The organism is Gleimia sp. 6138-11-ORH1 (genome assembly GCF_024814355.1).
GTDB lineage: Bacteria > Actinomycetota > Actinomycetes > Actinomycetales > Actinomycetaceae > Gleimia.
The window spans coordinates 796,947-820,427 of record NZ_JANUXV010000001.1 but is presented as its reverse complement, the minus strand read 5'-3'; the positions used below and the strand labels follow the sequence as shown (position 1 = coordinate 820,427).

Genomic DNA, 23,481 nt, shown 5'->3' with positions numbered 1-23,481 from the left:
CAGCCCCATCCCGAACCTGGAAGCTAAGCCTTAGCACGCTGATGGTACTGCACCCGCCAGGGTGTGGGAGAGTAAGACACCGCCGCAAACCAAACACAAACTGGAGCACAAACACCAAAACCCCAAAAACGGGTATGGTGTTTGTGCTCCAAAACAATACCCCCCAAAAACACACACACGGCACACAACGAGGGCGCGCGGGGCGTATAGGGCGCACACACGCATAGCCACGCGAGGGCACGCATAGCCACAAGCCAGAAGTGACATCACAGGAGTGCTGACACCACAGAGGATAGCCGCAAGCCAAACACGCGCACGAGGGCGCGGAAAAGACGCAGGCACGCCCACAGCCAGAGCGGGAAACCCAAATAACATACGCATAATGAGGTGCGTAGGATCAGTATGTGAGCAATGCCAGCCTAAAAGAAACTCCCATAAACCCCACCGGCACGGTACGATAGACTTAATGCCCTCTGAGGTAGGCGGCAGGATTTACTAAGAAGAAGTTTTAACTTCATATAGGATAAAGAGGCACAATGGCTGAGAACAGCTTTAGCAGAGGATTCCGTGGCGACAATTCTGATGGTCGCCGTGACGATCGTGGTTTTGATCGTCGAGGGGAACGTAATTTTGAAGGGCGTGGACAGCGCCGAGATGATCGTGGTTTCGACCGCCGTGATAACCGCCGTGACGATCGTGGTTTTGATCGTCGAGGGGAACGTAATTTTGAAGGGCGTGGACATCGCCGTGACGATCGTGGTTTTGGTCGGCGTGATGATCGTGGTTTCCAGGGTCGAGGCGATCGTAATTTTGAAGGGCGTGGACAGCGCCGAGATGATCGTGGTTTCGACCGCCGTGATAACCGCCGTGATGATCGTGGTTTTGGTCGCCGTGATGATCGTGGTTTCCAGGGTCGGGGAGACCGTAATTTTGAAGGGCGCGGACAGCGCCGTGACGACCGTGGATTCGACCGCCGTGATAACCGCCGTGACGACCGTGGTTTTGGTCGGCGTGATGATCGTGGTTTTGGTCGCCGTGATGATCGTGGTTTCCAGGGGCGGGGAGACCGTAATTTTGAAGGGCGCGGACAGCGCCGTGACGATCGCGGCTTTGACCGCCGCGATGACCGTGGTTTCCAAGGTCGAGGAGACAAGAAGTTCGACTCCCGCTCAGATCGTCGCTTTACCACTGAAAACTCCACCCGTGAAGAACGCCAAGGTTACGCTGCTGAACACTCACGGCACCTCAACGAACAGTTCGACGCAGAATTTGCGGAAGTTAATAACAACATTGATGGTCTCTTTATCCCTGCAGGTGTTGAAGCCACTGAGCTTGATAAACACGTCCTCGCCGGATTAGCAACGCTGGGTGAACGCAGCCAAGAAGAAGTAGCAAAACTACTTGTCATGGCCGGGCAGCTGATCGACATTGATCCAGAACTTGGCTACAAATACGCACAAGCAGCCGTAAAACGCGCAGGACGTGTAGATGCAGTTCGAGAAGCAGCTGCGCTCACTGCGTATGCAACCGAACGTTACCAAGAAGCTCTACGTGAAGTACGGGCCGTCCGCCGTATGCGCGGCGACTTCTCTCTACGTGCAGTTGAAGCAGACTGTGAACGTGCCCTGGGTAAACCAGAAAAAGCCCTAGAACTAATCGAAGACACCCCAATGGACCAGGTCTCTTTAGAAGAACAAATCGAACTGGTGATTGTGGCTGCCGGCGCACGGGCAGACCTGGAAGAACATGAAACAGCCCTGGTACTGGTAGAAAACGCCCTCGATAAGATCGGCTCTAAAGCAGACGAATCAGTGATTGCCCGACTGCTCCACGCCAAAGTAGAACACCTCCGTTCCCTGGGGCGCAACCTGGAAGCAGACGAACTGGAACTGACCATCCCCGAAGCAGACGACGCAGAAATTATTGATTTCTTAGAACTAGCAGATGCAGATATCGACGATGTCCGCTCGGACCTAAAGGGATCAGAAGAAGCCCCAGCCAGCCGTTACGACACCTTAATCCTGGACCTAGATGGCGTATGCTACACCGGAGCAGCTCCAATCGAACACGCGGCAGAGGGCGTAAACCAAGCACTGGAAACAGGAATTATTCAAGTTTACGTAACTAACAACTCCTCACGCACCCCACAAGCCGTTGCCGAACACCTCTCAAGCTTGGGCTTCCCCGTAGACGAACATAACGTTTACACCTCAGCAATGGACGCCATTGCAATCATGGAAGAACAGTTAGAACCAGGTAGCAAAGTATTCGTCATCGGAGGCGAAGGACTCCGTAACGCTGTCAAAGACGCCGGTTATGAACTGGTAGAATCAGCCGATGATCAACCGGTGGCAGTAGTCCAAGGATTTGACCGCAGCGTAGACTGGGCTATGCTCTCTGAAGGTGCATTAGCAATCAACGCAGGTGCAAAACACTTTGCAACCAACATGGACGGGTCACTCCCAATTGAACGAGGCTTCGCCCTGGGAAATGGGGCACTGGTGCGGGCAGTACGTTACTGTACCGGAGTAAAACCAGAAGTAGCTGGTAAACCACTGGTCGGCATCTACCAACGCGCAATCCAACTGGTAAACGGAGAACGTGCCCTAGCCGTCGGTGACCGGTTAGAAACTGATATTGCAGGCGCACTAAATGCCGGCGTACCCGTAATGCACGTACTAACCGGAGTTCACTCTGCTAAAGATATCGTATTAGCCGACCGTGGACTTCGACCACAGTTACTGCACCTAGACATGCGCGGCCTAAACGAACCACACCCACGTCCTCGTCACCACCGTGACGGTACCTGGACCTGTGGACTAAGCCAAGTCGCTAAAGTCATTGCCGGGAAGCTAACCCTCGATGGAGTAGCCCTGGAAGAAGCAACTACCGTTACCCTGGACTCCTACCGCGCCCTGGTAGCTGCAGCTTGGGAACAAGCCGCCAAAGGACCAAAAGTATTCTGCCCAGAACTCACCGTGGTAGAAAACGACGATCCCGCAGGCATCGTAGAAGCCCCCGAAGTAACTGAAATAGTTGAAGAAACTGAGGAAGTAAATCCCGCAGAAACCTTAACTGAAGAACAGACTATCGCTCAAGAAATTGAAGCAGAAATTAATGCCTCTGCAGAATTCGATTTTGATGAAAGTCAGATTTCTGACGAGGTTGTAGAATTCCTCCCAGGTGAAGAAGACTTAGAAGCCCTCTTGGCTGAAACAGTGCACCTGGAAGATGAAGAAAACTAAAGAATTCAAAAGATTCTAAAATGGCTGAAAGCTCAGACAAAAACCTACCTCTGCCAGAGTCCTCGGAAAAACCCCAAATGACTCTGGCACAGTGGGAACTGCAATGGCATGAAGTTTCCCAACTTGACCTACAAACCCAAGTGGAAAAACTAAAAGCAGCAGAAGCTGAGCTTTCAGCCAAACTAGTTGAGGCTGGAAAATAACATGGCGAAACTGCGTCGGATTGACGCTGAATTAGTACGCAGAAAATTAGCGCCCTCCCGCACTAAAGCGCAAGAACTAATCCAAGCCGGACACGTAAAACTTGACGGCGAAGTAGTCTATAAACCTGCCAGACAAATGGATCCGGCACAAGCTATCGTAATCGATGAAACTGATAGCCCAGACTACGCCTCACGCGGCGCTTATAAACTGGCGGGAGCACTCGAACTACTGGGCGACAAAGCCCCCCAAATCAAAGGAAAAAGATGTTTAGACGCCGGAGCTTCCACCGGTGGATTCACAGACGTCCTTCTACGCAACGGAGCAGGCAGTGTAGTAGCTGCAGATGTTGGCTACGGACAGCTGATTTGGCGACTACAAAACGATCCACGCGTAGAAGTTATGGATCGCACTAACGTCCGATACCTTAAAGCCGGAGAAATCACTCCAGCCCCAGAAATAATCGTCTCTGATCTTTCCTTTATCTCTCTCACTTTAGTTCTAGACGCACTTTACGCAGTAGCCGCCCCCCAAGCCGATTATCTTCTGATGGTAAAACCACAGTTTGAAATTGGAAAAGAAAAGCTGGGCGCCGGCGGAGTAGTGCGCAACTTAGAACACCACTATGAAGCAGTACGAAAAGTAATTGACTACGCCACCAACCTAGGTCTAGCCCTCTATGGTTTAGCTGCCAGCCCACTACCAGGGCCAGCTGGAAACGTGGAGTATTTTATTGCGCTGAAAAAGAACCCTTTGGAAGATATGGAAGTAATCGCCCCAACAAACTACAGTGAAAGTATCTGGGAAGCGATTAACAATGGGCCAGCAAAGGAAGGGAAATGATGAGCCGTACCATACTAAGCGTTATCAACCCCTACCGTGAAGATGCACAAGACACTGCCACCTACGTGTGCGAAGGATTAAGTAAACACCAAATTGAGGTCACAGAAGATCCCACGCACCCAAATATTGAACTCATGTTGGTATTCGGTGGTGACGGCACCATCCTAGGTGCAGCCCAGACTGCCCGTGAACTGGAGATTCCTCTCTTAGGAGTCAATATGGGCAGAATGGGATTTCTAGCCGAAGCAGAAGTAGACTCTTTAGACGAACTTATAACAAGTATCGCTAAAGGAGCTTACGAAGTAGAAGAACGCATGACGCTGCAAGTCGAAATCATTAACGCAGCGGGAGAAATTACCTGGGACTGGGCGTTGAACGAAGCAGCAATTACCCACTCAGATCTGGCTCACCCGGCTCATTTTGGAGTTGGAGTTGATGGCCACGGAGTATCCACCTACGGAGCAGACGGAATTTTAGTATCCACCCCAACTGGCTCAACCGCTTATAGTTTCTCTGCTGGCGGCCCGGTAATTTGGCCTGATACTGAGGCTTTTCTGATGGTTCCCCTGGCAGCCCACGGCCTGTTTACTCGTCCCTTAGTGTTAGGTCCTTCAACAAAACTTGAGATTTCGGTACTGAAAGACCAGCGAGATCACCTGCAGGTATATTGCGACGGAGTACGGCATCACCTGGTAGAACCGGGCACTAAAATTATCTGTACCAAATCTGACCGACCCGTGAAGTTAGCCCGTTTGAATAACACACCATTTTCAGCGCGTCTGGTAGCTAAGTTCAATCTCCCAGTTGCCGGTTGGAGTAACGCTACCAGTACCGCAAATAATGCTGCTACCGATAGTGCAGAAAAGTCCGCACAGACCGTACCTGCACAACATCTAAGTAGTAAAGAAATCAGACCCGTTGCAGACAACATAGCACTACAGAAAAACTCTGGGGAAAGTTAAACCGTGATCGAAGAACTTCACATCAAAAATTTAGGAGTGATCGCTAACGCCAGCATTGATTTCACTTCTGGACTTACAGTTCTCACCGGTGAAACCGGCGCGGGTAAAACCATGCTGCTAACTTCCTTACAACTTTTGTTAGGGCAACGTGCTGACACCGGTAAGATCCGTGCAGGTGCTACAGAAGCCACAGTTGATGGAGTTTTTTCTCTTACTGAAGAGGTACGCGGCGCCCTCGAAAATGCGGAAATTGAAACCGATGAGCCAACCAGCTTAATAATTGGGCGAAAAATCGGTTTAACTCGTTCCCGCGCCTACCTTGAACAGCGCCCAGCCCCACTGAATCTGCTCACAGAAATCGGCCCGCACTTAGCGGTTATTCATGGCCAAGCTGAGCAACTGAACTTGCGAAACGCTAATTATCAACGGGAACTTTTAGACTCTTTTGGCGATGAAACGCACCAGCAACTGGTAGAACAGTACCGGCAGGCATGGAAACGAGCCGTGACTGCGAAACGAACTAAAGATCAGTTTGAAGATAGCTTAGCTGATGCAGAAACAGAGATTGCGCAGCTACGTCCAGTAGTAGATAAGATTCAGCGCCTAAGCTTAGAAGTCGGTGAAGAAGAAACTCTCAGCGCAGAAATAAAGCGGATTGAAAATGCAGAGCAGTTACACCAGGGGCTAGCGACCGCGCACGGACAATTTGGGGGCGGTGAAAACCTGGGCATTGTGGAAGCTCTAGGAGTTGCTGGGGAAGCTTTAGGGAAAATAGCAGAGCTGGATGAACAGGTAGAAGGACTGGCTGGAAGAGTTCGATTGCTGCTGACCGAAGCGCAGACTTTACGTGACGATTTGGCTTACGTGCTGCATGAAATTAGTGCTGATCCGGCGAAGTTAGATGCTTTGCAGTCTCGGAAAAGGGCTATCAATCAGTTACTTCGCGGGCGGGCAGTGGATATCGCCGGTTTACTGGAGTGGGTAGAAAAAACAGAGCAACGTTTAGAAGGCCTTGAAAAAGGTGAGGTGCATTTAGAACAGTTAGCAGCAGATCTTGCGCAGGCTCAGCAAGAGGTTTTGCGAATCGGCGCTAAGCTAAGTGCGGGCAGGCAAAGCCTGGCAAAGGAGCTTGAACAGTCGGTCGATTTGGAACTGCATGGTTTAGCAATGCCAAATGCGCATTTTATGGTGCAGCTTTCTGCGCGAACACGTCCAGGGCCAGAGGGTTTAGAAGATGTGGAAATGCTTTTACAAGCGCACCCAGATCTTTCACCTGCTCCGTTGGGGGCCGGCGCTTCCGGTGGGGAACTTTCCCGCATTATGCTGGCTTTAGAGGTTGTTTTAGCTGACCGGCAGGCGCAAAATGCGAGCGGGCTTACCTATATTTTCGATGAAATTGATGCGGGGATTGGGGGTTCGGCTGCGCGGGAAGTGGGGGCGCGTTTAGCGCGTTTAGCGAAACACCGGCAGGTGATTGTGGTGACCCATTTGGCGCAGGTGGCCGCTTGGGCGGATCAGCAGTTGGTAATTGAAAAAAATGGGGCGACTACCACGGTGCAAGAAGTGGTGGGGCAGGAGCGAGTTGCAGAGTTGGCTCGAATGTTATCGGGGGCAGCTGATTCACAGACTGCGCAGGCGCATGCGCTGGAGTTGCTTGAGTATTCCCAGCAGTTAGGAGATAAAGATGAGTGAGAAGATTAGTGACCAGCGTTGGTCTTATCCAGTTTTAGAGTCAGAGCGGGTTTGGCGCGGGTCTGTTTTTGATATGGACGAGGACGTGGTGCAACTGTCTGAGTCAGCTCCGCCGGTGCGTCGTCATTATGTAGCGCATACTGGCGCTGTGGCGGTAGTAGCTTTACGAGGAGAACCGGGAAGTGAAGAGATCGCTCTGGTAGATCAGTATCGGCACCCGGTGCAGGCGAAGCTTTGGGAAATTCCTGCGGGTTTATTGGATGTTGCTGGTGAGGATCCGCTTTTAGCGGCGCAGCGTGAGCTGTGGGAGGAAGCTGATTTGCGGGCAGCTAAATGGGATGTTCTGGTGGATTACTTTACTTCTCCTGGGGGATCTACTGAGGAGTTGCGTATTTATTTGGCGCGTGAGGTAAGTGAAGTTTTAGAAAGCGAACGCCACGTCCGGTGTGATGAAGAACAAACTATGACTTTGCGGTGGGTTTCTTTAGATGAAGCTATAGATGCTGTACATGAGGGGAGGATTCATAATCCTTCTGCAGTGGTGGGGATTTTAGCGGCGGCGAGTGCGCGTGCCGGTGGTTGGGTGAAGTTGCGTCCAGCGAATTGCCCTTGGTTTAAGTCTCCTTTAGGTAGGTAGTTGTATGAGTGAAGGTGGGGTTCTCTTTTTGAGAGAACCCCACCTTCTGCTTGTTTTAGCTTAGCGTGGGCAGGTGCACCAGTCTTGAGGTGGTACAGATGCTTTGACTGAATCTACGTGTTCGCCGCATCCTTGCCAGGTGGTTTTATTGCATTTTGGACAGGTTACTGGATAGCACATAACTTTTCCTTTCGGTTTTCTTTTTATCCAAGCATGATGGGTTATATAAGCAGGTTAGCAGATAAGAAGAAAATTATGAATTTGAATCTCGAATGTTTTGTTTCTCTCGTGCTATATGTATCTTCAATGGGTTTATTGGGTATTTGAATAAGGCGACTATAAAGTGAGGGGAAAATAGCATTTTAGGTAATGAATGTGTATCGTAAATCAGCTAAGATTGGAAAAGTAAGAAAGCACAGCAGACTTTGTCTAAGCAACTAAAACTCAGGCACCTACATAGGAAAACGGAGGGGGGAGAAAGTGACCATAGAAGATCAAGGAACAAAAGAATCTGTCCTAGATTTAGTAGTTGAAAAAGGTCCGGTTACTGCCTCTGTAATTGCAAAAATTTTAGGACTTACCACAGCTGCTGTGCGACGACATATCACTACACTTGAAGATGCTGGGCAGATAGTTTCTCACGATATTGCACAACTGTCTCCTCGCGGCAGAGGGCGCCCCGCGCGTCACTACGTCGCAACTGACCTGGCTCATCAAAAACTCCATGACTCCTACGCAGAAATTGCCGGAAAAGCACTTACTTTTCTAGCGCAAACTGCCGGAACTGACGCAGTAGAAAGTTTTGCTGCAGTTCGTTCCAGAGAAATTGAACGCAAATACGCTCCTGTTATCCGAGCAGCCGGTAACGATCCTCGGACCCGCGCCATTGCTTTAGCTGACGCCCTCACCCAAGATGGTTTCGCTGCAAGCGTGCGAGATATCGGGGGCGGAAACTTTGCCGTTCAACTTTGTCAGGGGCACTGTCCCATCCTGGCGGTAGCAGAAGAATTCCCGCAGCTATGCGAAGCAGAAACACAGGCTTTCGCAAGATTGCTGGATGTGCACGTACAACGCCTAGCCACCTTAGCTGGTGGAAAACACGTATGTACCACCCACATCCCAGTCGGAGCTGTTACCAAACGTCCCGGATGGAGACAAGACACAAAACGGGCTTAAAGCCCATCTAGGAAGGAACACATGTCCGAAACTAAGACGCCGCAGGTGCAGGAAGTGGAAGCTAACACTCCACAGACTGACGAAGAGATTATTAACTCTATTGGCGCATACGAATACGGTTGGCACGACACTGACCTTTACGGTCAGGACGTAGAACGTGGGCTTACCGAAAAACTCGTTCGCGAAATTTCAGAAATCAAAAATGAACCAGAATGGATGCTGGAACGCCGCCTAAAAGGCTTCAAAGCCTGGGAACGTAAACCACTTCCAAAATGGGGTCCAGATCTGGACTACATCGACTTCGATTCATTCAAATACTACGTGCGCCCCACCGATCGGGTAGTGCAATCCTGGGACGATCTGCCACCAGAGATTAAAGACACCTACGACCGTTTGGGAATCCCCGAAGCAGAACGCAACCGCTTAGTAGCCGGCGTAGCTGCCCAATACGAATCTGAAGTTGTTTACCAGCAAATCCAAGAAGACCTGGAAAAACAAGGCGTTATCTTCCTAGATACAGATTCAGGTTTACGCGAATACCCTGAGATCTTTGAAAAATACTTCGGAAAAGCAGTCCCAGCAGGTGACAACAAGTTCGCAGCTTTAAATACCGCAGCATGGTCAGGTGGCTCTTTTATTTACGTTCCACCAGGCGTACACGTCGAAATCCCGCTCCAAGCATATTTCAGAATTAACACTGAAGCTATGGGACAGTTCGAACGCACCTTGATTATTGCTGACGAAGGCTCCTACGTCCACTACGTTGAAGGCTGTACCGCCCCCATCTACGACACCAACTCTTTGCACTCTGCAATCGTAGAAATCTTCGTTCTCAAGGATGCCCGCGTTCGCTACACCACCATTCAGAACTGGTCAAACAACGTGCTCAACCTTGTTACCCAGCGAGCTATCGTTGAAGAGGGCGGCACTATGGAATGGATCGACGGAAACATTGGATCTGCCGTCACCATGAAGTACCCAGCTTGCTACCTGATGGGTGAACACGCTCGCGGTGAAACCCTCTCAATCGGATTCGCCGGAACCGGACAGCACCAAGACACCGGTGCAAAGATGGTACATATGGCTCCTTACACATCATCTTCCATTACCGCAAAATCTGTTTCCCGTGGCGGCGGCCGCGCTTCATACCGCGGTTTGGTAGAAATCGATGAAAAAGCACACCACTCTAAGTCCAACGTACTTTGTGACGCGCTGCTGGTAGATAAAATCTCCCGCACAGACACCTACCCATACGTAGACGTACGTACTGATGACGTAGAAATGGGACACGAAGCAACTGTTTCAAAGGTGAGTGAAGACCAACTGTTCTACCTAATGTCCCGTGGTTTAGAAGAAGATGAAGCAATGGCAATGATTGTTCGTGGCTTCGTTGAACCAATCGCGCGTGAACTACCAATGGAATACGCGTTGGAACTCAACCGACTGATCGAACTACAGATGGAAGGATCCGTAGGATGAGCCTTAACGAAACCATGTCACGCGGACACTCACACGGTCTGGTAGACGAACCAGTACACCATTCCCGCGCTACAAAACTAACCTCCTTTAAAGTTGCGGACTTCCCACTACCAACTGGGCGTGAAGAAGAATGGCGTTTCACCCCAATGCAACGCTTTAACTTCATCTTCGACGAAACCAAGTACACCCGGGGAAACCTGGCCGTTGAAGTAACCCCAAATGAAGACGTAACCTACCAGGTAGTCCCTGCCTCTGATGAACGGTTAGAACCAGTCCTAGCACCGGTAGACCGCTCAGCGGCAGTATCTTGGGAACAGGCACAGGAAGTTCATTTCATTGACATTCCTCGCCACGGTGAAGTAAACGAGCCAATCTTCATTAAAGTAAATGGTGACGCTCTGGAAAATGAAGCTCAACGTATCTACGTGCGTGCCGGACAGAACTCCCACGCAGTGGTAGTACTCTCTCACACGGGCAAAGCTAACCTAAACCAAACGATTGAAGTAAACGTAGCAGATGATGCAAACCTTACTTTCGTTAGCCTCCAAGAATGGGATGACACCGCCACCCACGCGGCTAATCACCGCTTACGGGCAGGTAAAAATACCAAACTTCGTCACATCATAGTTACCCTAGGTGGCTCCCTGGTCCGTTTAAGCACAGACACTGAGTTCGCAGCTGAACGCGGTCACATTGAAATGCTTGGACTTTACTTTGTAGATAAAGGACAGCACTTTGAACACCGCCCCTACATTGCGCACACCGAACCTAACTGCTACTCCCGCGTTACCTATAAAGGCGCCCTGCAAGGTGAAGGAGCCCACTCCGTATGGGTAGGCGACTGCCTAATTGGTGAACGAGCAGACGGAACCGACACCTACGAACTGAACCGTAACCTGGTTCTCACCGAAGGTACCCTAACTGACTCAGTACCAAACCTAGAAATCGAAAACGGAGAAATTGAAGGGGCAGGACACGCTTCAGCCACCGGACGTTTCGACGACGAACAACTTTTCTACCTCATGGCCCGTGGTATTCGCGAAGCGGACGCACGCCGTCTGGTAGTCAGAGGCTTCTTTGCTGAATTGATTGCAGAAATCGGGATCCCAGCCGTGGAAACTCACCTGATGGAACTAATCGAGGCAGAACTGGAAGCAGGCGGAGCTTTACAAGGAGCTGCCGAATGACCTTTCAGGTTGCCTGCCCAGCAGACCTAGCACCTGGTAACGCCCGCGCCGTCAATCTAACAGACGCAAACGGGAATAACCACCTGGTCGCCATTGTCTGCGACACCGCCGGAGACTGGTTTGCTATCGATGACACCTGCACCCACGCAGATGTGCCTCTCTCAGAAGGGGACATTGGAGCAGGCTGCATTGAATGCTGGGCACACAGCGCTGAATTCGATCTACGCACCGGCGAAGGAAGCTTTCCAGCTCCTAAACCCGTGCGCACCTATCCTTTAACCATTGAAAACCAGCAAGTGCTGGTAGATGTAGATAATTAAGAAAACGGAAGAAGTTCTCAATGACTACCCTAGAAATCAAAGACCTGCACGTCAGCGTCGAAACTGCTGAAGGTATGAAGCAGATCCTCAAAGGCGTAAACCTCACCATTAACTCCGGTGAAATTCACGCTATCATGGGCCCCAACGGTTCCGGTAAATCCACCCTAGCCTACGCGCTGGCCGGACATCCCAAATACATCATCGACTCTGGCGAAGCCTTGCTAGATGGAGAAAACATCCTGGAAATGTCCCCGGACGAACGTGCTCGTGCCGGCGTATTCCTGGCTATGCAGTACCCAGTTGAAGTAGCTGGCGTAACCGTCTCCAACTTCCTACGCACTGCAAAAACCGCGGTTGATGGAGAAGCCCCTAAGCTACGTACTTGGGTTAAAGAAGTTCGCGAATCAATGGAAAACTTCCGCATGGATAACGCCTTCGCAGAACGTGACGTAAACGTTGGATTCTCTGGCGGGGAAAAGAAACGCCTAGAGATCCTCCAGCTGGAACTGCTCAAACCAAAAATGGCAATCCTGGACGAAACCGACTCCGGTCTGGACGTGGACGCACTGCGGATCGTATCCGAGGGCGTAAACCGCGCCCACCAGCAAAATGACCTGGGAGTACTCCTAATCACCCACTACACGCGTATCCTGCGCTACATTAAGCCAGACCACGTACACGTTTTCGTAGCGGGTAAGATCGCAGATCAGGGCGGCCCAGAACTAGCAGACCGTCTTGAAGCAGAAGGTTACGACCGTTACCTAAACGCATAAGACTATTATCGAGGGCGCATCACCTCACTATGAGGCAAAAGATGCGCCCTCGAAAATAATTCCCCACCTAACTCAACTGTGAAATGAAATCCTCTATGACTTTGGCACAGCCTTTTACAGAAGCTGAAATCAGGCAACTACGTACCCAGTTTCCAATCCTGGCGCGCACCGGACGTGACGGAAACCCCATCGCCTACCTAGACTCTGCCGCAACCGCACAGAAACCCCAGTGCGTAATCGACGCGGAAACCCGTTTCTACCAGCGTTCCAACGCTGCCGTAAACCGCGGCACCCACGAACTCGGTGATGAAGCAACCCAAGCTTTTGATGATGCGCGCACAACTGTAGCAGCTTTCATCGGAGGAAAAGCAGAGGAACTGGTGTGGACAAAAAACGCCACCGAAGGGCTGAACCTAATCGCCTACGCCATGCAGAACGCCTCCTTAGATAAAACTTTCGCCGGTTCTAAACTAACGGAAAACCTGCGGATTGGCCACGGTGATAAAATAGTCGCCACTCGCGCGGAACACCACGCGAACCTACTTCCTTGGCAGGAACTGTGCCGGCGCACCGGAGCAGAATTTGCCTATCTTGACCTACTACCAGACGGGCGAATCGATTTAGAAACCCTCTCAGTAATAACGCCAAACACTAAACTGGTTGCTTTCACTCACATGTCAAATGTGACCGGGGCAATCAGCCCCGTCGCCCAAATCGTGGCAGCCGCCCGAGCGGTGGGGGCCCTGGTTGTATTAGACACCTGCCAGTCTGCCGCACACCTCCCAGTTGATGTAAAAGCCCTGGACGTAGACTTTGCAGTGATGTCCTCTCATAAGATGAGCGGCCCCACTGGGATTGGGGCGCTGTGGGGACGCAGCGAACTTTTAGAAGCGATGCCTCCAGTGCTATCAGGTGGCTCCATGATCGCGACTGTGAATATGGAAAATGCCATTTACCTGCCACCCCCACACCGTTTTGAAGCTGGCTCTCAGCCGGTGGGGCAGGCAGTTGCTTGGGCAGAAGCAATCGAGTTCTTAAAACAGGTAGATATGGCGCGGATTGCTGCTTCTGAAGAGAAAATCACCGCAGCCTTAGTGGAAACTATCGCTGAGGTTCCCGGGGTGAAAATCCTTGGCCCCACCGACCTTACAGACCGCGCAGCAGTAGTCTCATTTGCAGTTGAAGGTGTCCACCCCCACGACGTGGGACAGTTCTTAGATTCAGCATCGATTGCGGTGCGAGTAGGACATCACTGTGCTATTCCACTGCACACTTTCTTTAATGTCCGCTCGTCAACCCGCGCTTCGGCGGCAATGACGACTACCCTAGAAGAAGTAGAACGCTTAGGGCAGGCGCTTAGCCGCGTACAGAAATTCTTTGGAGGATAATATGTCAAATCTGGAAGTCATGTATCAGCAGGTGATCTTAGATCACTCCCGTGCCCGCAACGGCAGCGGTACTTTACCAGCAGATATCCAAACTACCTCCTATCAGGTAAACCCTACCTGCGGAGATGAAGTTACTTTAGGGCTTAACTTAGCTGCAGATGGGGAAATCGAACTGCTGGTTTGGGACGGTGACGGCTGTTCAATTTCCCAAGCCTCCCTATCAATTATGAGCGAACTGTTAGAGGGAAAAACTCTGGCAGAAATCGCCCAACTGTATGAAGATTTTGAAACGATGATGCATTCTCGCGGACAAGGGGTAGCTGAAGAACTCTTAGACCGGATTGAAGATGGGGCTGCTTTAGAAGGAACCGCTAAGTTCCCTAACCGGATCAAATGCGCGCTCTTAGGTTGGTATGCTTTGAAAGATGCATTAGCTAAAGCCGGGGTAGCATTAGAAGAGAAAAAAGCTTAAAGCAGATACAGATATAGGAAGAAGAAAATGGATAATCCAATGGCAAATCAGGAGCCGGTGGAACAACGTTTCGCTGAAGTTGAAGCAGAACGCTTAGAAGGAGTGTCACTTTCTTCCGCAGGAGATTTTGACGCCGCTCAAGTGGAAGAGCTTTTAAAAGACGTGATTGACCCAGAATTGGGGATCAATATCGTTGATTTAGGGCTAGTTTATGGGATCGCGATTGATGAGAATAATCGGATTAACATTGACATGACGCTAACTTCAGCTGCCTGCCCACTGACTGATGTGATTGAAAATCAGGCGCAGACTATTCTTTCTGAGTTGTCTTCTGACGTGGTGATTAACTGGGTTTGGTTGCCACCATGGGGGCCGGATCGGATTACCGAGGACGGTCGCGAACAGCTACGAGCCTTAGGATTCAATATCTGAGTTTTATACATAAAAGTAACGCGGGAAAATAACTTCCCGCGTTACTTTTATTTTAGCTCAGTACTTTTATTTTAGTTCAGCTCAGTTGGATTGTTCAGGCTGATCTGCAGCAGGCAACTGCTCGCGTAAATGCGGGTATTGCTCAACTATCTTAAGCTGCACATTAATCGGGTAGAGGGAGAAGAGCTCCAGGTAGACTCGATTCTTCGTGTATTCGTTGTAGAGGTATTTCTCAGTGACTGGCGGACGTAAAGCAGGGTTAGTTAAGTGGCTACGATTTTCTTTACGCGCTTCCCACTTACGGTAAACCCAAATGATCACGCTTGCTTCAAGTAAACCAAAGCCGATCACAATTAGTGTTGAAGGCCAAGAGGTTACGGTTTCGCTAGTTACTAAAGCGCTTGACTCACCCTTAAGCATTTCTTGCGCGAAAATCAAGGTGTTATTCATCGTGTGCGTGGCAATGGAAGCTTCTAAACCCCCGGTGCGGTAAGTAACATACCAGGCAATCGCGCCAAAAGCAGCTAGCTGAGTAAAAGTTGAAGGATCAAACGAACCATGTGCCAACGCAAAGAGGAAGCTAGAAACAACCAGGCCCGTAATTATTGCTACCCCGCGCCAAGGTATCAGCGCACCGATAAAGTGGGGGATATACGCGCGAAAAACATACTCTTCAGCTGCGCTTTGGAAAGGGATTAAGGTAAATACTAAAACTAGCATTAGACCTAAACGTGGGTTTGGAGAATATTCAGGGAATCCACCGGCTTCCAAAAAGCTTCCTCCAAAAATTAGGAAAGAGGAAAAACCAGCGGCGATAAGAAAAGCAATCATCATCCAAGACCAGCGAATTTTCCCCGCAACCGAGGTAACGAAACGTGGTTTAACCCCAAAAGAAACCAAGTAGGCTAGGTAAACTGCAGGAATTAATACGGCCAAGCTTACGGCCAAAATGATAAAGTGGGTTGGATTTTGTACATCAAGTGAGGAAGATTCAACCAGTCTTAGAATATTGCTAAGTTCTTCTGCTGTAAGGAAGAATCCCAGTCCAATAACAAAAATAATCGAAAACAAAAGAAAACTTAAGATTAGAGTGGGTAATCCTAAAAGTACTCTCCACCAGCGAATATCTGGGCCCGTGAAGGCTAAGGGGTACTCAACTGGAGTGTTTGAGATAGCTCTGGGAGGAAAAAACATAGTGACCTTTCATTAGTTAAATTCCGGTAAAATCTACACATTAAGGGTATCAGTAGGAAATTAGTAAGCTGTAGGTACTCCCGCCCGAGCGGGTGGGCGCACTTGCCCGGTCTGTACCAGATAGTTCAGATACTGCGCATACTGTGGATAGGCGTTCGCGTATTGCAGTTGCACCGCATACGGATAAAGAGCAAACCACTGGGGATAGAATTTTCCTTCCCGATAGTGCTTATGCAAATAGTCCCGATCGGGAAGAGGACGCTGCGCAGGGTTAGTTAAATGGGCGCGCTCTGGCCGGCCCTGATGCCACTTGCGGTAGAGGAAATCTAAGGCAAAAACTTCCAGGATAAGTAATAGATCGCCCACTAAGAAAAATAATGTGACCAGCCAAAGCACAGAGTAATCGTTTCCGATGGAATCATCAATAAACGCTGTAGTGCTAAAAGCCATCACATTATTCGCCACGTGGATGGCTATCGCAGATTCCAAACCACCAGTGCGGTAAGTGATAATCCAAGCGCCGGCAGCAAAAATAATCAGGTTTAGTAAACGCAACGGGTTTAACTCAAGATGCCCCAGTGCGAAAACTATCGAACTGACGAACAAAGAAATTGCTCCCGCTTCTTTCCAGGGGAAAATAGCTCCCAACCACTGGGGGAGAAGTCCCCTGAAAAAGTACTCTTCGCCGGCACTTTGGAAAGGGATAATCAATACTATTAAAACCAGTGTAGGCAGAACATCTGCAAGAGATCTTAGACGTAGCTGAGCGCCCTCGAGAAGCATAAAACCAGCCAACATGAAAAGTGCGGAAGTAACTAAAGTAATTGGCAGGGAAAGGAAAAACCAATTCCAACGAAACCGGCCGGTAACTGAGTGTAAGAAACCAATTTTAGAACGAAAAGTAATTACCCCAGTTAGTAAACTAGCCGGAATCAGCAGGGCCAGCAAACCACTTAAGAAAACTAGATTCGCAGGATCGTGCAAATTAGGATCTTTGTCTAGATTTTCAAAAAAATTAGTTGCTTCACCCGCCCCCATGACAACCATAAAGGGAATAAACAATAAGAAGATAAGTAAAACCAGATAGATTAAAACGAAACTAAACGGCATCAGCAAAAGCCGTGCCCAACTGGTATCTGGTCCGCTGAAAGTCCTTTGAAACTCTACCGGCGTAGCGGGCATAGATTGAGGAAGATAAAACATATCAGGCTTTCTTTGCGTAAAAACGACCCAGCACTTCAGCTTTACAAGCCAAATAGTCACCATCTTTAATGGCTTGGCGAATGGTATCAACTAAGTGAACTGTAAACCACTCGTTGTGAATCGTCGCTAAGGTGGAAGCAAGGATTTCTTTAGTCTTAAACAAATGATGGACATAAGCCGTGGAATAATGCGTACAGGTGTAGCAGCCACAACCTCCCACTAGCGGGGAAAAATCACGTTTAAAGCGCGCATTCGTGATATTAACTCGCCCATCAGGAGTATAGATTGCCGCATTGCGAGCTACGCGGGAAGGATTCACACAGTCGAAAGTATCAGCTCCCACTTCCACAGCCCGGAAGAAGTCATCAGGTTCAGAAATTCCCAGCAAATGCCGAGGCTTATCCTCAGGTAACTCAGCAGTCAGCCAGGAAACGATTTGCCCTAAGTTCTCTTTCTCTAAAGCACCCCCTAAGCCATAACCATCAAATCCCTGCCCCTCAAACTCCATTTCCCGCAGGGTCTGCGCAGCTTCACGACGCAAATTTTCAAACTGAGCACCCTGTAAAACTCCGAATAACTGCTGGTAGGGAAGCTCCGGATTAGCAGCCGTCAGCTTCCAATGCGCATCTAAGGAACGCTGTGCCCAACGGTGAGTGCGGGCTAAGGACTCTACCTGATAGCGGTAGGGGTGCAGTAAAGAAGTGAGTTCATCAAAAGCGAACATGATGTCAGCACCCAACTGGTGCTGAATATCCAAAGAAATCTCAGGATTAAAACGATGAACGCTTCCATCATGATGGGAACGAAACACAACCCCGTCCTCATCAACTGATTTACGTGAGCGCTTCACTGCCTCTTTCGCTTCTTGGGCGGCAGTAGGTTTTTCTCCGGAAAACTCTTGAGAAAGAACTTTCTTATAACCCGAACCTAAAGATAAAACTTGGAAACCACCCGAATCAGTGTAGGTGGGTTTATCCCAGTTCATGAACTTCCCTAGGCCCCCAGCTTCGGCAACAATATCCGCCCCTGGAGTTAAGTACAAGTGGTAGGCATTAGCCAACAGAGCTTGTGCTCCCAACTCTGCCATCATCTCAGGGAGAACCCCTTTAACGTTAGCTAACGTGCCAACGGGGATAAACGCAGGAGTTTCAATCACCCCGTGCGCGGTAGTTAAAATTCCGGCACGCCCCAACGGTTTTTCCCCGTAAGGAGTCTCAGTGAGGACTTCATCTAAACGTTTTTCAACTGAAAAGCCCCGCTGACTATCAATTTTTGCAAAATCTAAATTAGCGGTAACTGACTCAGACATCACTTCACTCCTTCTAATTTCTTAACGTAATGAATTGTGGGATAGGTAATTGGGAGAATCAAAAATTCAACCGCCACCTTATAAATGTACCCAACCGCAATGTAGTTGATTAACACTTGGTTAGAAACCACCCCATAAAAGGCGATAGTGCAGAAGATAAGCGTGTCAGCTAACTCGCCAACAACCGTGGACCCCATGAGCCGCGCCCATAAATGCTTCTGCCCAAATTTATTTTTTATAAACACTAAAATCCAAGAATTCAGTAACTGACCCACAATATAAGCCGCCAAAGAAGCAGTCACAATCCGGGGAACAAACCCTAAAACCGCTTCAAAAGCAGCTTGATTTTCGTATTCAGCTGCCGGTGGGGCAACCGCAACTAAAAGAAAAACAACAGAAGCTAAAATCGAATAAAAGAAGCCTAATAAGATTGCCCGCCGAGCTTTAGCGAATCCATAAACTTCCGCCAGGACGTCACCTAAAACATAGGTCATCGGAAAAAGAATCGCCCCGCCATCAAAAACTAGCGAAAAATCACCGATATTGAAAGCGATTAACTTCGTAGCCGCAATATTAGAAAGTAACAGTAAACTAACAAATGCAATGGCGATAATATCGTAAACCCGAGATGGGGCTACCGCAGGAATTGAAGCAGAAACAGGCAGCTTCATTTCCGAAACCTCAAAATTCTTCATAGTAAGAAATTACTATATCCAACAAAATTACTATACTTAGGTACGTGATTAATGTTCAGGACTTCTCAGTAAGAATCGGCCCCAGAGTGCTAGTTAAAAATGCTAGCTTCCGAATCGACAAAGGAATTCGGATTGGTTTAGTGGGGCGCAATGGAGCCGGGAAAACCACTACCATGCGGATGCTAGCTGGAGTTGCCGACCATGGGCAGGCGGAATACGGGGGGACAGTTTCAGTAAAAGGAAGCGTTGGCTACCTTTCACAAGACCCCCGCGTGGGTGACCAAAATCAGTTAGCTTTAGATAGGATTTTAAGCGCTCGCGGAATCGACGAACTATTAGCGCGGATTCGTAAAGCTGAGCACCTGATGGCTACTTCTGAGGGTAGTAAGCAGATTAAGGCAATGGAACGCTACGTGCGTTTAGATCAAGAGTTCACCAATCAAGGTGGTTACGCCGCGAAAGCTCAGGCAGCGCAAATTGCAGCTTCTTTAGGGATTGATGAACGGTTACTGGCGCAACCTTTGCAGACACTTTCTGGGGGGCAGCGTCGCCGCGTAGAGTTGGCGCGGGTACTTTTTTCAGAAGCTGAGGTGCTGCTTTTAGATGAGCCAACTAACCACTTGGATCATGATTCGATTATTTGGTTGCGGGATTATTTAAAGAACTATGCGGGTGGTTACATGATTATTTCTCACGACGTGAATTTGATTCGTGAGACGGTTAATCAGGTGATCCATTTAGATGCAGATCGGGCGCAGATGGACATTTACCACATGGGGTGGGATTTGTATCTAAAGCAGCGTGAAGAAGATGAACGCAGGCGTCGGAAAGAGCGTGCGGTGGCTTTAGAGAAAGCTAAGACGCTGCGCGCACAGGGTGAGAAAATGCGGGCGAAAGCTACTAAAGCAGTGGCTGCGCAGCAGATGTTACGTCGGGCGGAAGAGTTGGAAGCCAGTGTGGAACCTGAACGGGGAGTTGAGAAAGTAGCCCGTTTGCGGTTTCCGCAGCCAGCGCCGTGTGGGAAAGTGCCTTTAACTGCGGAAGGTTTATCTAAGGGGTACGGTTCTTTAGAGGTATTTACTGGCGTTGATTTGGCGATTGATCGCGGTTCAAAAGTAGTTGTGCTGGGCTTGAATGGGGCTGGTAAGACTACTTTGCTGCGGATACTGGCGGGGGTTTTGGCTCCTGATAGTGGGGAAGTGATTGCAGGCCATGGTTTAAAGTTGGGGTATTATGCGCAGGAGCATGAGAACCTAGATCTTGATAAGACTGTTTTAGAGAATATGGTTTATGCTGCGCCGGCTTTAGATGATACGCATGTGCGGAACGTTTTGGGACAGTTTTTATTTGTTGGGGACGATGTTGATAAGCCGGCCGGGGTGCTTTCGGGCGGGGAGCGGACGCGGCTTTCACTGGCTATGCTGGTGGTTTCTGCTGCTAATGTGTTGCTTTTGGATGAGCCAACTAATAACTTGGATCCGGCTTCGCGAGAAGAGATTTTACATGCGTTGCGCGTGTATGAGGGGGCAGTGGTTTTAGTTACTCACGATCCGGGCGCGGTTTCTGCTTTGGAGCCAGATCGCGTGTTGATTTTGCCTGATGGTGATGAGGATTTGTGGGATGACGAGTATTTGGATTTGGTTACTTTAACGTAAGGTGTGGTTGTGGCATTAGGTAAGGTGCGTGGGTTTCATGTTTGTTCGGCGCGTCAGTGTACTGAGGTGGCGCGTTGGGCTGTGATTTGGCGTAATCCGCGGATTCATCAGGGGCGAGAAAAAACTTGGTTAGCCTGTGAGGGGCATCGGGAGTTTTTGGCTGAGTTTGTTGCGTTGCGGGGTTTTCCTTACCGGATTGTCCCAGTTAGTGAGTTAGGGGAGGCTGTGGGTGAGAGTGCGAAGCAGGTTGATCCTAGTTCTTTGACGGAGCAGGAGCGAAGCCAGTTGGCAGGGGAGGGTTAGGAGTTTCCTCCACTTCCCTCCACTTAGGGGAGAGTTTTTCCCGAGGACGGTGCAAATGAACGTTTAGTTTGTTTGGCGTCCTCGGGATTTCTTTGTTTTTGGGGAGGGGGGAGGTGTTTTGCGGCGAAACTCCTCCACTGTCCACCACCGCGGTTTTAGTAGTTAAAATCGCGGTTTTTTATTTGTTTTTCATAAAAGTGGAGGAAAATGGTGGATTTGTGGTGGGAAGTGGCGTAAAGTGGAGGATTGTAGGTGCAGGTACGAAATTTGCAGGAGGTGTGAAGTGTTTTTAGGTAATTTCGAACCACGGCTCGATGACAAAGGACGCGTTATCCTCCCAGCTAAATTTCGAGAAGACTTAGCAGACGGACTGGTAATAACCCGCGGGCAAGAATACTGCCTCTACGTATTCACCAAAGCGGAATTTCAAAAGCTCTATGAAGAACTCATTAAAGCGCCCATCACCTCTAAGCAGTCACGCGATTACATTCGTGTCCTCTTAGCCAGCGCCTCAGATGAACTCTTCGACAAGCAGGGACGCATCACCATCCCACAACCACTGCGCGCCTACGCCCAACTGGAAAAAGAAGTAGTCGTAAACGGAGCAGGAAACCGGATTGAAATCTGGGATCAAACCCGTTGGAACGAATACCTCTCTGGAGCAGAAGAATCATTTGCCGGCATCGCAGATGAAATCTTCCCACTCTAACCACACAACTAAATAACCCCTCAGGCAAGTTGGTCTCTTAGTAGTTCCGAGATTACTTCCCCGGTAACGGAACTGTTGAGAGTCCTGGTTGCCTGAGAACCTCCCTCCACCAGCGGAACACCAAATCAGAAATAGACACAGAAAGGAGCCTCAATGACGGTGAAACCAGAAACCACGCAGATTGATTCCGAAACAATCGCATCATTGCACGCTCCTGTGTTAATCGACGAAGTGTTAGAACTACTCAGCCCTGCTTTTGCCGAAGTAGAAAAAGCAGTAATGATTGACTGCACTTTAGGAATGGGCGGACATACCGAAGCGGTACTCAAAGCCTTCCCTAATGTTTCTGTACTGGGAATCGATCGCGATCCAAACGCAATTGCACTGGCAAGTAAACGCCTGGAACCCTTTAAAGAAAGATTCCGCGCTTTTCACACCACCTACGATGCAGTTTACGAAGTTGCGGCAGAAGTTGGCTTAGCTGGCAAAATCGACGCGGTCCTAATGGACCTGGGAGTTTCTTCACTACAGCTAGACGATGACGAACGTGGCTTCGCTTATTCTCGGGAAACATTTTTAGATATGCGAATGGATCCCACACAAGGAATCACCGCTGCGGAACTAATCGCAACGGCTTCAGCTGAAGAGATTACACGAATCCTCAGAACCTTTGGAGAGGAAAAATTCGCTGCAAAAATCGCGAAAAAAATAGTCACCCAAAGAGAAAACGCGCCGATTGAAACCTCTGGACAGCTAACCGAAATAGTTAAGGCAGCGATTCCTGCTCCAGCCCGTAGGCAGGGTGGAAACCCAGCGAAACGTACTTTTCAAGCTCTGCGTGTAGCAGTGAATCAAGAGCTTGATATTCTGGCGGACGCAGTTCCAGCCGCCCTAGAATGCTTGAAAATTGGTGGCCGTTTGGTAGTGGAATCCTACCAGTCTTTAGAAGACCGGATTGTCAAAAACGTGATTAAAGAAGGCTCTGAAGTAGACATACCTCATGGTCTGCCAATTATTCCAAAAGAACTAGAACCAAGTTTAAAAAATGTAACTCGCAAAGCTATCCAAGCAAATGAAGCGCAGATACTTGCTAATCCCAGAGCTGCCTCAGTGCGTTTAAGAGCAGCCGAAAAACTTAAAAACTATACTCGCCCAACCCAGATTAGGAGAAAACGATGAACACAGCAGCAGCTCGTCTCAAGCCCAGGCAGCTTGCACCCCAAAAGGTAGCATCAGTTTCTCCTTTGAAGGTGATTGATTCTCCCAATACGCAATCATCGAAGGTTAAACTTCTCTTAATCGTCTTAGTGCCCTTAATCGCAGTCATTTTAGGTCACTTCTACATTAATACCCAAATGGCTAAAACTTCCTTTGAAGTCCTCAACATGAGTCGCGAGTACATTCAAATCACCGAAGAAAATGAAGCGATTAAACAGAAAATTCAGCTCTCATCTTCACCTACTGTGTTGGAAAAGAACGCGGTTCGCTTAGGTATGGTTCCAGCCAAAGAATCACTTTTCGTTAGCATTGAAAAGAATGCGATTCACAGAAATATCAAAGATTTCTAAAGAGAGTCTCTGAAAGGGTAGGAATGGCTGCGAGCAAC

At 49.2% G+C, this 23,481-nt stretch carries 23 protein-coding genes; 19 read left to right on the top strand and 4 right to left on the bottom strand.

The window, feature by feature from the left end:
- Positions 1–536 precede the first annotated feature (536 nt).
- The 14 genes from NXS08_RS03575 (at position 537) to NXS08_RS03510 (ending at position 14,807) form a co-directional block, all read left to right on the top strand.
- Positions 537–3,245 carry an HAD-IIA family hydrolase gene (locus NXS08_RS03575; RefSeq protein WP_259137317.1) on the top strand — a complete coding sequence of 903 codons (2,709 nt, stop codon included), beginning with the start codon at positions 537–539 and terminating at the stop codon, positions 3,243–3,245.
- A gap of 20 nt (positions 3,246–3,265) precedes the next feature.
- Entirely contained in the window at positions 3,266–3,448 is a 183-nt protein-coding gene (locus NXS08_RS03570; RefSeq protein WP_259137315.1) for a hypothetical protein, read from the top strand.
- 1 nt (position 3,449) lies between these two features.
- The gene (locus tag NXS08_RS03565) at positions 3,450–4,289 is read left to right on the top strand and encodes a TlyA family RNA methyltransferase (protein WP_259137313.1); all 840 of its coding nucleotides are present in this window, start codon (positions 3,450–3,452) and stop codon (positions 4,287–4,289) included.
- Positions 4,286–5,251, top strand: a complete 966-nt coding sequence (locus NXS08_RS03560; protein ID WP_310546915.1) for an NAD kinase — start codon at positions 4,286–4,288, stop codon at positions 5,249–5,251. The genes NXS08_RS03565 and NXS08_RS03560 overlap by 4 nt, the downstream gene beginning before the upstream one ends.
- Positions 5,252–5,254: 3 nt before the next feature.
- The gene (gene recN, locus NXS08_RS03555; protein WP_259137311.1) at positions 5,255–6,943 is read left to right on the top strand and encodes a DNA repair protein RecN; all 1,689 of its coding nucleotides are present in this window, start codon (positions 5,255–5,257) and stop codon (positions 6,941–6,943) included.
- Positions 6,936–7,580, top strand: coding sequence for an NUDIX hydrolase (locus NXS08_RS03550; protein ID WP_259137309.1), 645 nt, complete (start codon positions 6,936–6,938; stop codon positions 7,578–7,580). The genes recN and NXS08_RS03550 overlap by 8 nt, the downstream gene beginning before the upstream one ends.
- 480 nt (positions 7,581–8,060) lie before the next feature.
- Positions 8,061–8,756 carry a helix-turn-helix transcriptional regulator gene (locus tag NXS08_RS03545; RefSeq protein WP_396232236.1) on the top strand — a complete coding sequence of 232 codons (696 nt, stop codon included), beginning with the start codon at positions 8,061–8,063 and terminating at the stop codon, positions 8,754–8,756.
- A gap of 21 nt (positions 8,757–8,777) precedes the next feature.
- Entirely contained in the window at positions 8,778–10,235 is a 1,458-nt protein-coding gene (gene sufB, locus NXS08_RS03540) for a Fe-S cluster assembly protein SufB (RefSeq protein ID WP_259137307.1), read from the top strand.
- Positions 10,232–11,422, top strand: coding sequence for a Fe-S cluster assembly protein SufD (sufD, locus tag NXS08_RS03535; protein WP_259137304.1), 1,191 nt, complete (start codon positions 10,232–10,234; stop codon positions 11,420–11,422). The genes sufB and sufD overlap by 4 nt, the downstream gene beginning before the upstream one ends.
- The gene (locus tag NXS08_RS03530) at positions 11,419–11,742 is read left to right on the top strand and encodes a Rieske 2Fe-2S domain-containing protein (protein WP_259137301.1); all 324 of its coding nucleotides are present in this window, start codon (positions 11,419–11,421) and stop codon (positions 11,740–11,742) included. The genes sufD and NXS08_RS03530 overlap by 4 nt, the downstream gene beginning before the upstream one ends.
- Positions 11,743–11,762: 20 nt before the next feature.
- Complete coding sequence (sufC, locus tag NXS08_RS03525) at positions 11,763–12,515, top strand: Fe-S cluster assembly ATPase SufC (RefSeq protein ID WP_259137299.1); 753 nt, start codon at positions 11,763–11,765, stop codon at positions 12,513–12,515.
- Between the two features lie 95 nt (positions 12,516–12,610).
- On the top strand, positions 12,611–13,903 hold the full coding sequence (locus NXS08_RS03520) for a SufS family cysteine desulfurase (RefSeq protein WP_259137296.1): 1,293 nt from the start codon (positions 12,611–12,613) through the stop codon (positions 13,901–13,903).
- 1 nt (position 13,904) lies between these two features.
- The gene (sufU, locus tag NXS08_RS03515) at positions 13,905–14,375 is read left to right on the top strand and encodes a Fe-S cluster assembly sulfur transfer protein SufU (RefSeq protein ID WP_259137294.1); all 471 of its coding nucleotides are present in this window, start codon (positions 13,905–13,907) and stop codon (positions 14,373–14,375) included.
- Positions 14,376–14,402: 27 nt separating this feature from the next.
- The gene (locus tag NXS08_RS03510; protein WP_259137291.1) at positions 14,403–14,807 is read left to right on the top strand and encodes a metal-sulfur cluster assembly factor; all 405 of its coding nucleotides are present in this window, start codon (positions 14,403–14,405) and stop codon (positions 14,805–14,807) included.
- Between the two features lie 81 nt (positions 14,808–14,888).
- Here the strand turns inward: NXS08_RS03510 and NXS08_RS03505 are convergent, their stop codons facing one another.
- Genes NXS08_RS03505 through NXS08_RS03490 form a run of 4 tightly spaced genes read right to left on the bottom strand, consistent with a single transcriptional unit; the run spans position 14,889 to position 19,184 of the window.
- Complete coding sequence (locus NXS08_RS03505) at positions 14,889–16,001, bottom strand: CPBP family intramembrane glutamic endopeptidase (RefSeq protein ID WP_259137289.1); 1,113 nt, start codon at positions 15,999–16,001, stop codon at positions 14,889–14,891.
- A 60-nt stretch (positions 16,002–16,061) separates the two neighbouring features.
- A complete protein-coding gene (locus NXS08_RS03500; RefSeq protein ID WP_259137286.1) occupies positions 16,062–17,204 on the bottom strand; it encodes a CPBP family intramembrane glutamic endopeptidase in 1,143 nt (380 codons plus the stop codon).
- Position 17,205: 1 nt separating this feature from the next.
- Positions 17,206–18,513 carry a tRNA guanosine(34) transglycosylase Tgt gene (tgt, locus tag NXS08_RS03495; protein WP_259137284.1) on the bottom strand — a complete coding sequence of 436 codons (1,308 nt, stop codon included), beginning with the start codon at positions 18,511–18,513 and terminating at the stop codon, positions 17,206–17,208.
- Complete coding sequence (locus NXS08_RS03490) at positions 18,513–19,184, bottom strand: queuosine precursor transporter (protein ID WP_259137370.1); 672 nt, start codon at positions 19,182–19,184, stop codon at positions 18,513–18,515. The genes tgt and NXS08_RS03490 overlap by 1 nt, the downstream gene beginning before the upstream one ends.
- Positions 19,185–19,252: 68 nt before the next feature.
- On the opposite strand from NXS08_RS03490, the gene NXS08_RS03485 reads away from it, so the two are divergent.
- The 5 genes from NXS08_RS03485 to NXS08_RS03465 all read left to right on the top strand — a co-directional run bounded on the left by NXS08_RS03485 (position 19,253) and on the right by NXS08_RS03465 (position 23,443).
- On the top strand, positions 19,253–20,863 hold the full coding sequence (locus NXS08_RS03485; protein ID WP_310546910.1) for an ABC-F family ATP-binding cassette domain-containing protein: 1,611 nt from the start codon (positions 19,253–19,255) through the stop codon (positions 20,861–20,863).
- 9 nt (positions 20,864–20,872) lie between these two features.
- Positions 20,873–21,166, top strand: a complete 294-nt coding sequence (locus NXS08_RS03480) for a hypothetical protein (protein ID WP_259137281.1) — start codon at positions 20,873–20,875, stop codon at positions 21,164–21,166.
- Between the two features lie 283 nt (positions 21,167–21,449).
- A complete protein-coding gene (mraZ, locus tag NXS08_RS03475; protein ID WP_259137279.1) occupies positions 21,450–21,875 on the top strand; it encodes a division/cell wall cluster transcriptional repressor MraZ in 426 nt (141 codons plus the stop codon).
- Between the two features lie 153 nt (positions 21,876–22,028).
- Positions 22,029–23,054, top strand: a complete 1,026-nt coding sequence (rsmH, locus tag NXS08_RS03470; protein ID WP_259137276.1) for a 16S rRNA (cytosine(1402)-N(4))-methyltransferase RsmH — start codon at positions 22,029–22,031, stop codon at positions 23,052–23,054.
- Positions 23,051–23,443: a hypothetical protein gene (locus tag NXS08_RS03465; RefSeq protein WP_259137273.1), complete on the top strand. Its 393-nt coding sequence runs from the start codon at positions 23,051–23,053 to the stop codon at positions 23,441–23,443. Before rsmH ends, NXS08_RS03465 begins: the two co-directional genes overlap by 4 nt.
- The last annotated feature ends 38 nt before the right edge of the window (positions 23,444–23,481 follow it).

Bases quoted from the DNA above. Each gene is read 5' to 3' on its own strand.
- NXS08_RS03505 (WP_259137289.1), bottom strand. From the start codon at position 16,001: ATGTTTTTTCCTCCCAGAGCTATCTCAAACACTCCAGTTGAGTACCCC.
- NXS08_RS03465 (WP_259137273.1), top strand. From the start codon at position 23,051: ATGAACACAGCAGCAGCTCGTCTCAAGCCCAGGCAGCTTGCACCCCAA.
- sufU (WP_259137294.1), top strand. From the start codon at position 13,905: ATGTCAAATCTGGAAGTCATGTATCAGCAGGTGATCTTAGATCACTCC.
- rsmH (WP_259137276.1), top strand. From the start codon at position 22,029: ATGACGGTGAAACCAGAAACCACGCAGATTGATTCCGAAACAATCGCA.
- NXS08_RS03550 (WP_259137309.1), top strand. From the start codon at position 6,936: ATGAGTGAGAAGATTAGTGACCAGCGTTGGTCTTATCCAGTTTTAGAG.
- NXS08_RS03490 (WP_259137370.1), bottom strand. From the start codon at position 19,184: ATGAAGCTGCCTGTTTCTGCTTCAATTCCTGCGGTAGCCCCATCTCGG.
- sufB (WP_259137307.1), top strand. From the start codon at position 8,778: ATGTCCGAAACTAAGACGCCGCAGGTGCAGGAAGTGGAAGCTAACACT.
- NXS08_RS03530 (WP_259137301.1), top strand. From the start codon at position 11,419: ATGACCTTTCAGGTTGCCTGCCCAGCAGACCTAGCACCTGGTAACGCC.
- NXS08_RS03565 (WP_259137313.1), top strand. From the start codon at position 3,450: ATGGCGAAACTGCGTCGGATTGACGCTGAATTAGTACGCAGAAAATTA.
- NXS08_RS03575 (WP_259137317.1), top strand. From the start codon at position 537: ATGGCTGAGAACAGCTTTAGCAGAGGATTCCGTGGCGACAATTCTGAT.
- tgt (WP_259137284.1), bottom strand. From the start codon at position 18,513: ATGTCTGAGTCAGTTACCGCTAATTTAGATTTTGCAAAAATTGATAGT.
- sufD (WP_259137304.1), top strand. From the start codon at position 10,232: ATGAGCCTTAACGAAACCATGTCACGCGGACACTCACACGGTCTGGTA.
- NXS08_RS03520 (WP_259137296.1), top strand. From the start codon at position 12,611: ATGACTTTGGCACAGCCTTTTACAGAAGCTGAAATCAGGCAACTACGT.
- NXS08_RS03510 (WP_259137291.1), top strand. From the start codon at position 14,403: ATGGATAATCCAATGGCAAATCAGGAGCCGGTGGAACAACGTTTCGCT.
- NXS08_RS03570 (WP_259137315.1), top strand. From the start codon at position 3,266: ATGGCTGAAAGCTCAGACAAAAACCTACCTCTGCCAGAGTCCTCGGAA.
- NXS08_RS03500 (WP_259137286.1), bottom strand. From the start codon at position 17,204: ATGTTTTATCTTCCTCAATCTATGCCCGCTACGCCGGTAGAGTTTCAA.
- sufC (WP_259137299.1), top strand. From the start codon at position 11,763: ATGACTACCCTAGAAATCAAAGACCTGCACGTCAGCGTCGAAACTGCT.
- NXS08_RS03560 (WP_310546915.1), top strand. From the start codon at position 4,286: ATGATGAGCCGTACCATACTAAGCGTTATCAACCCCTACCGTGAAGAT.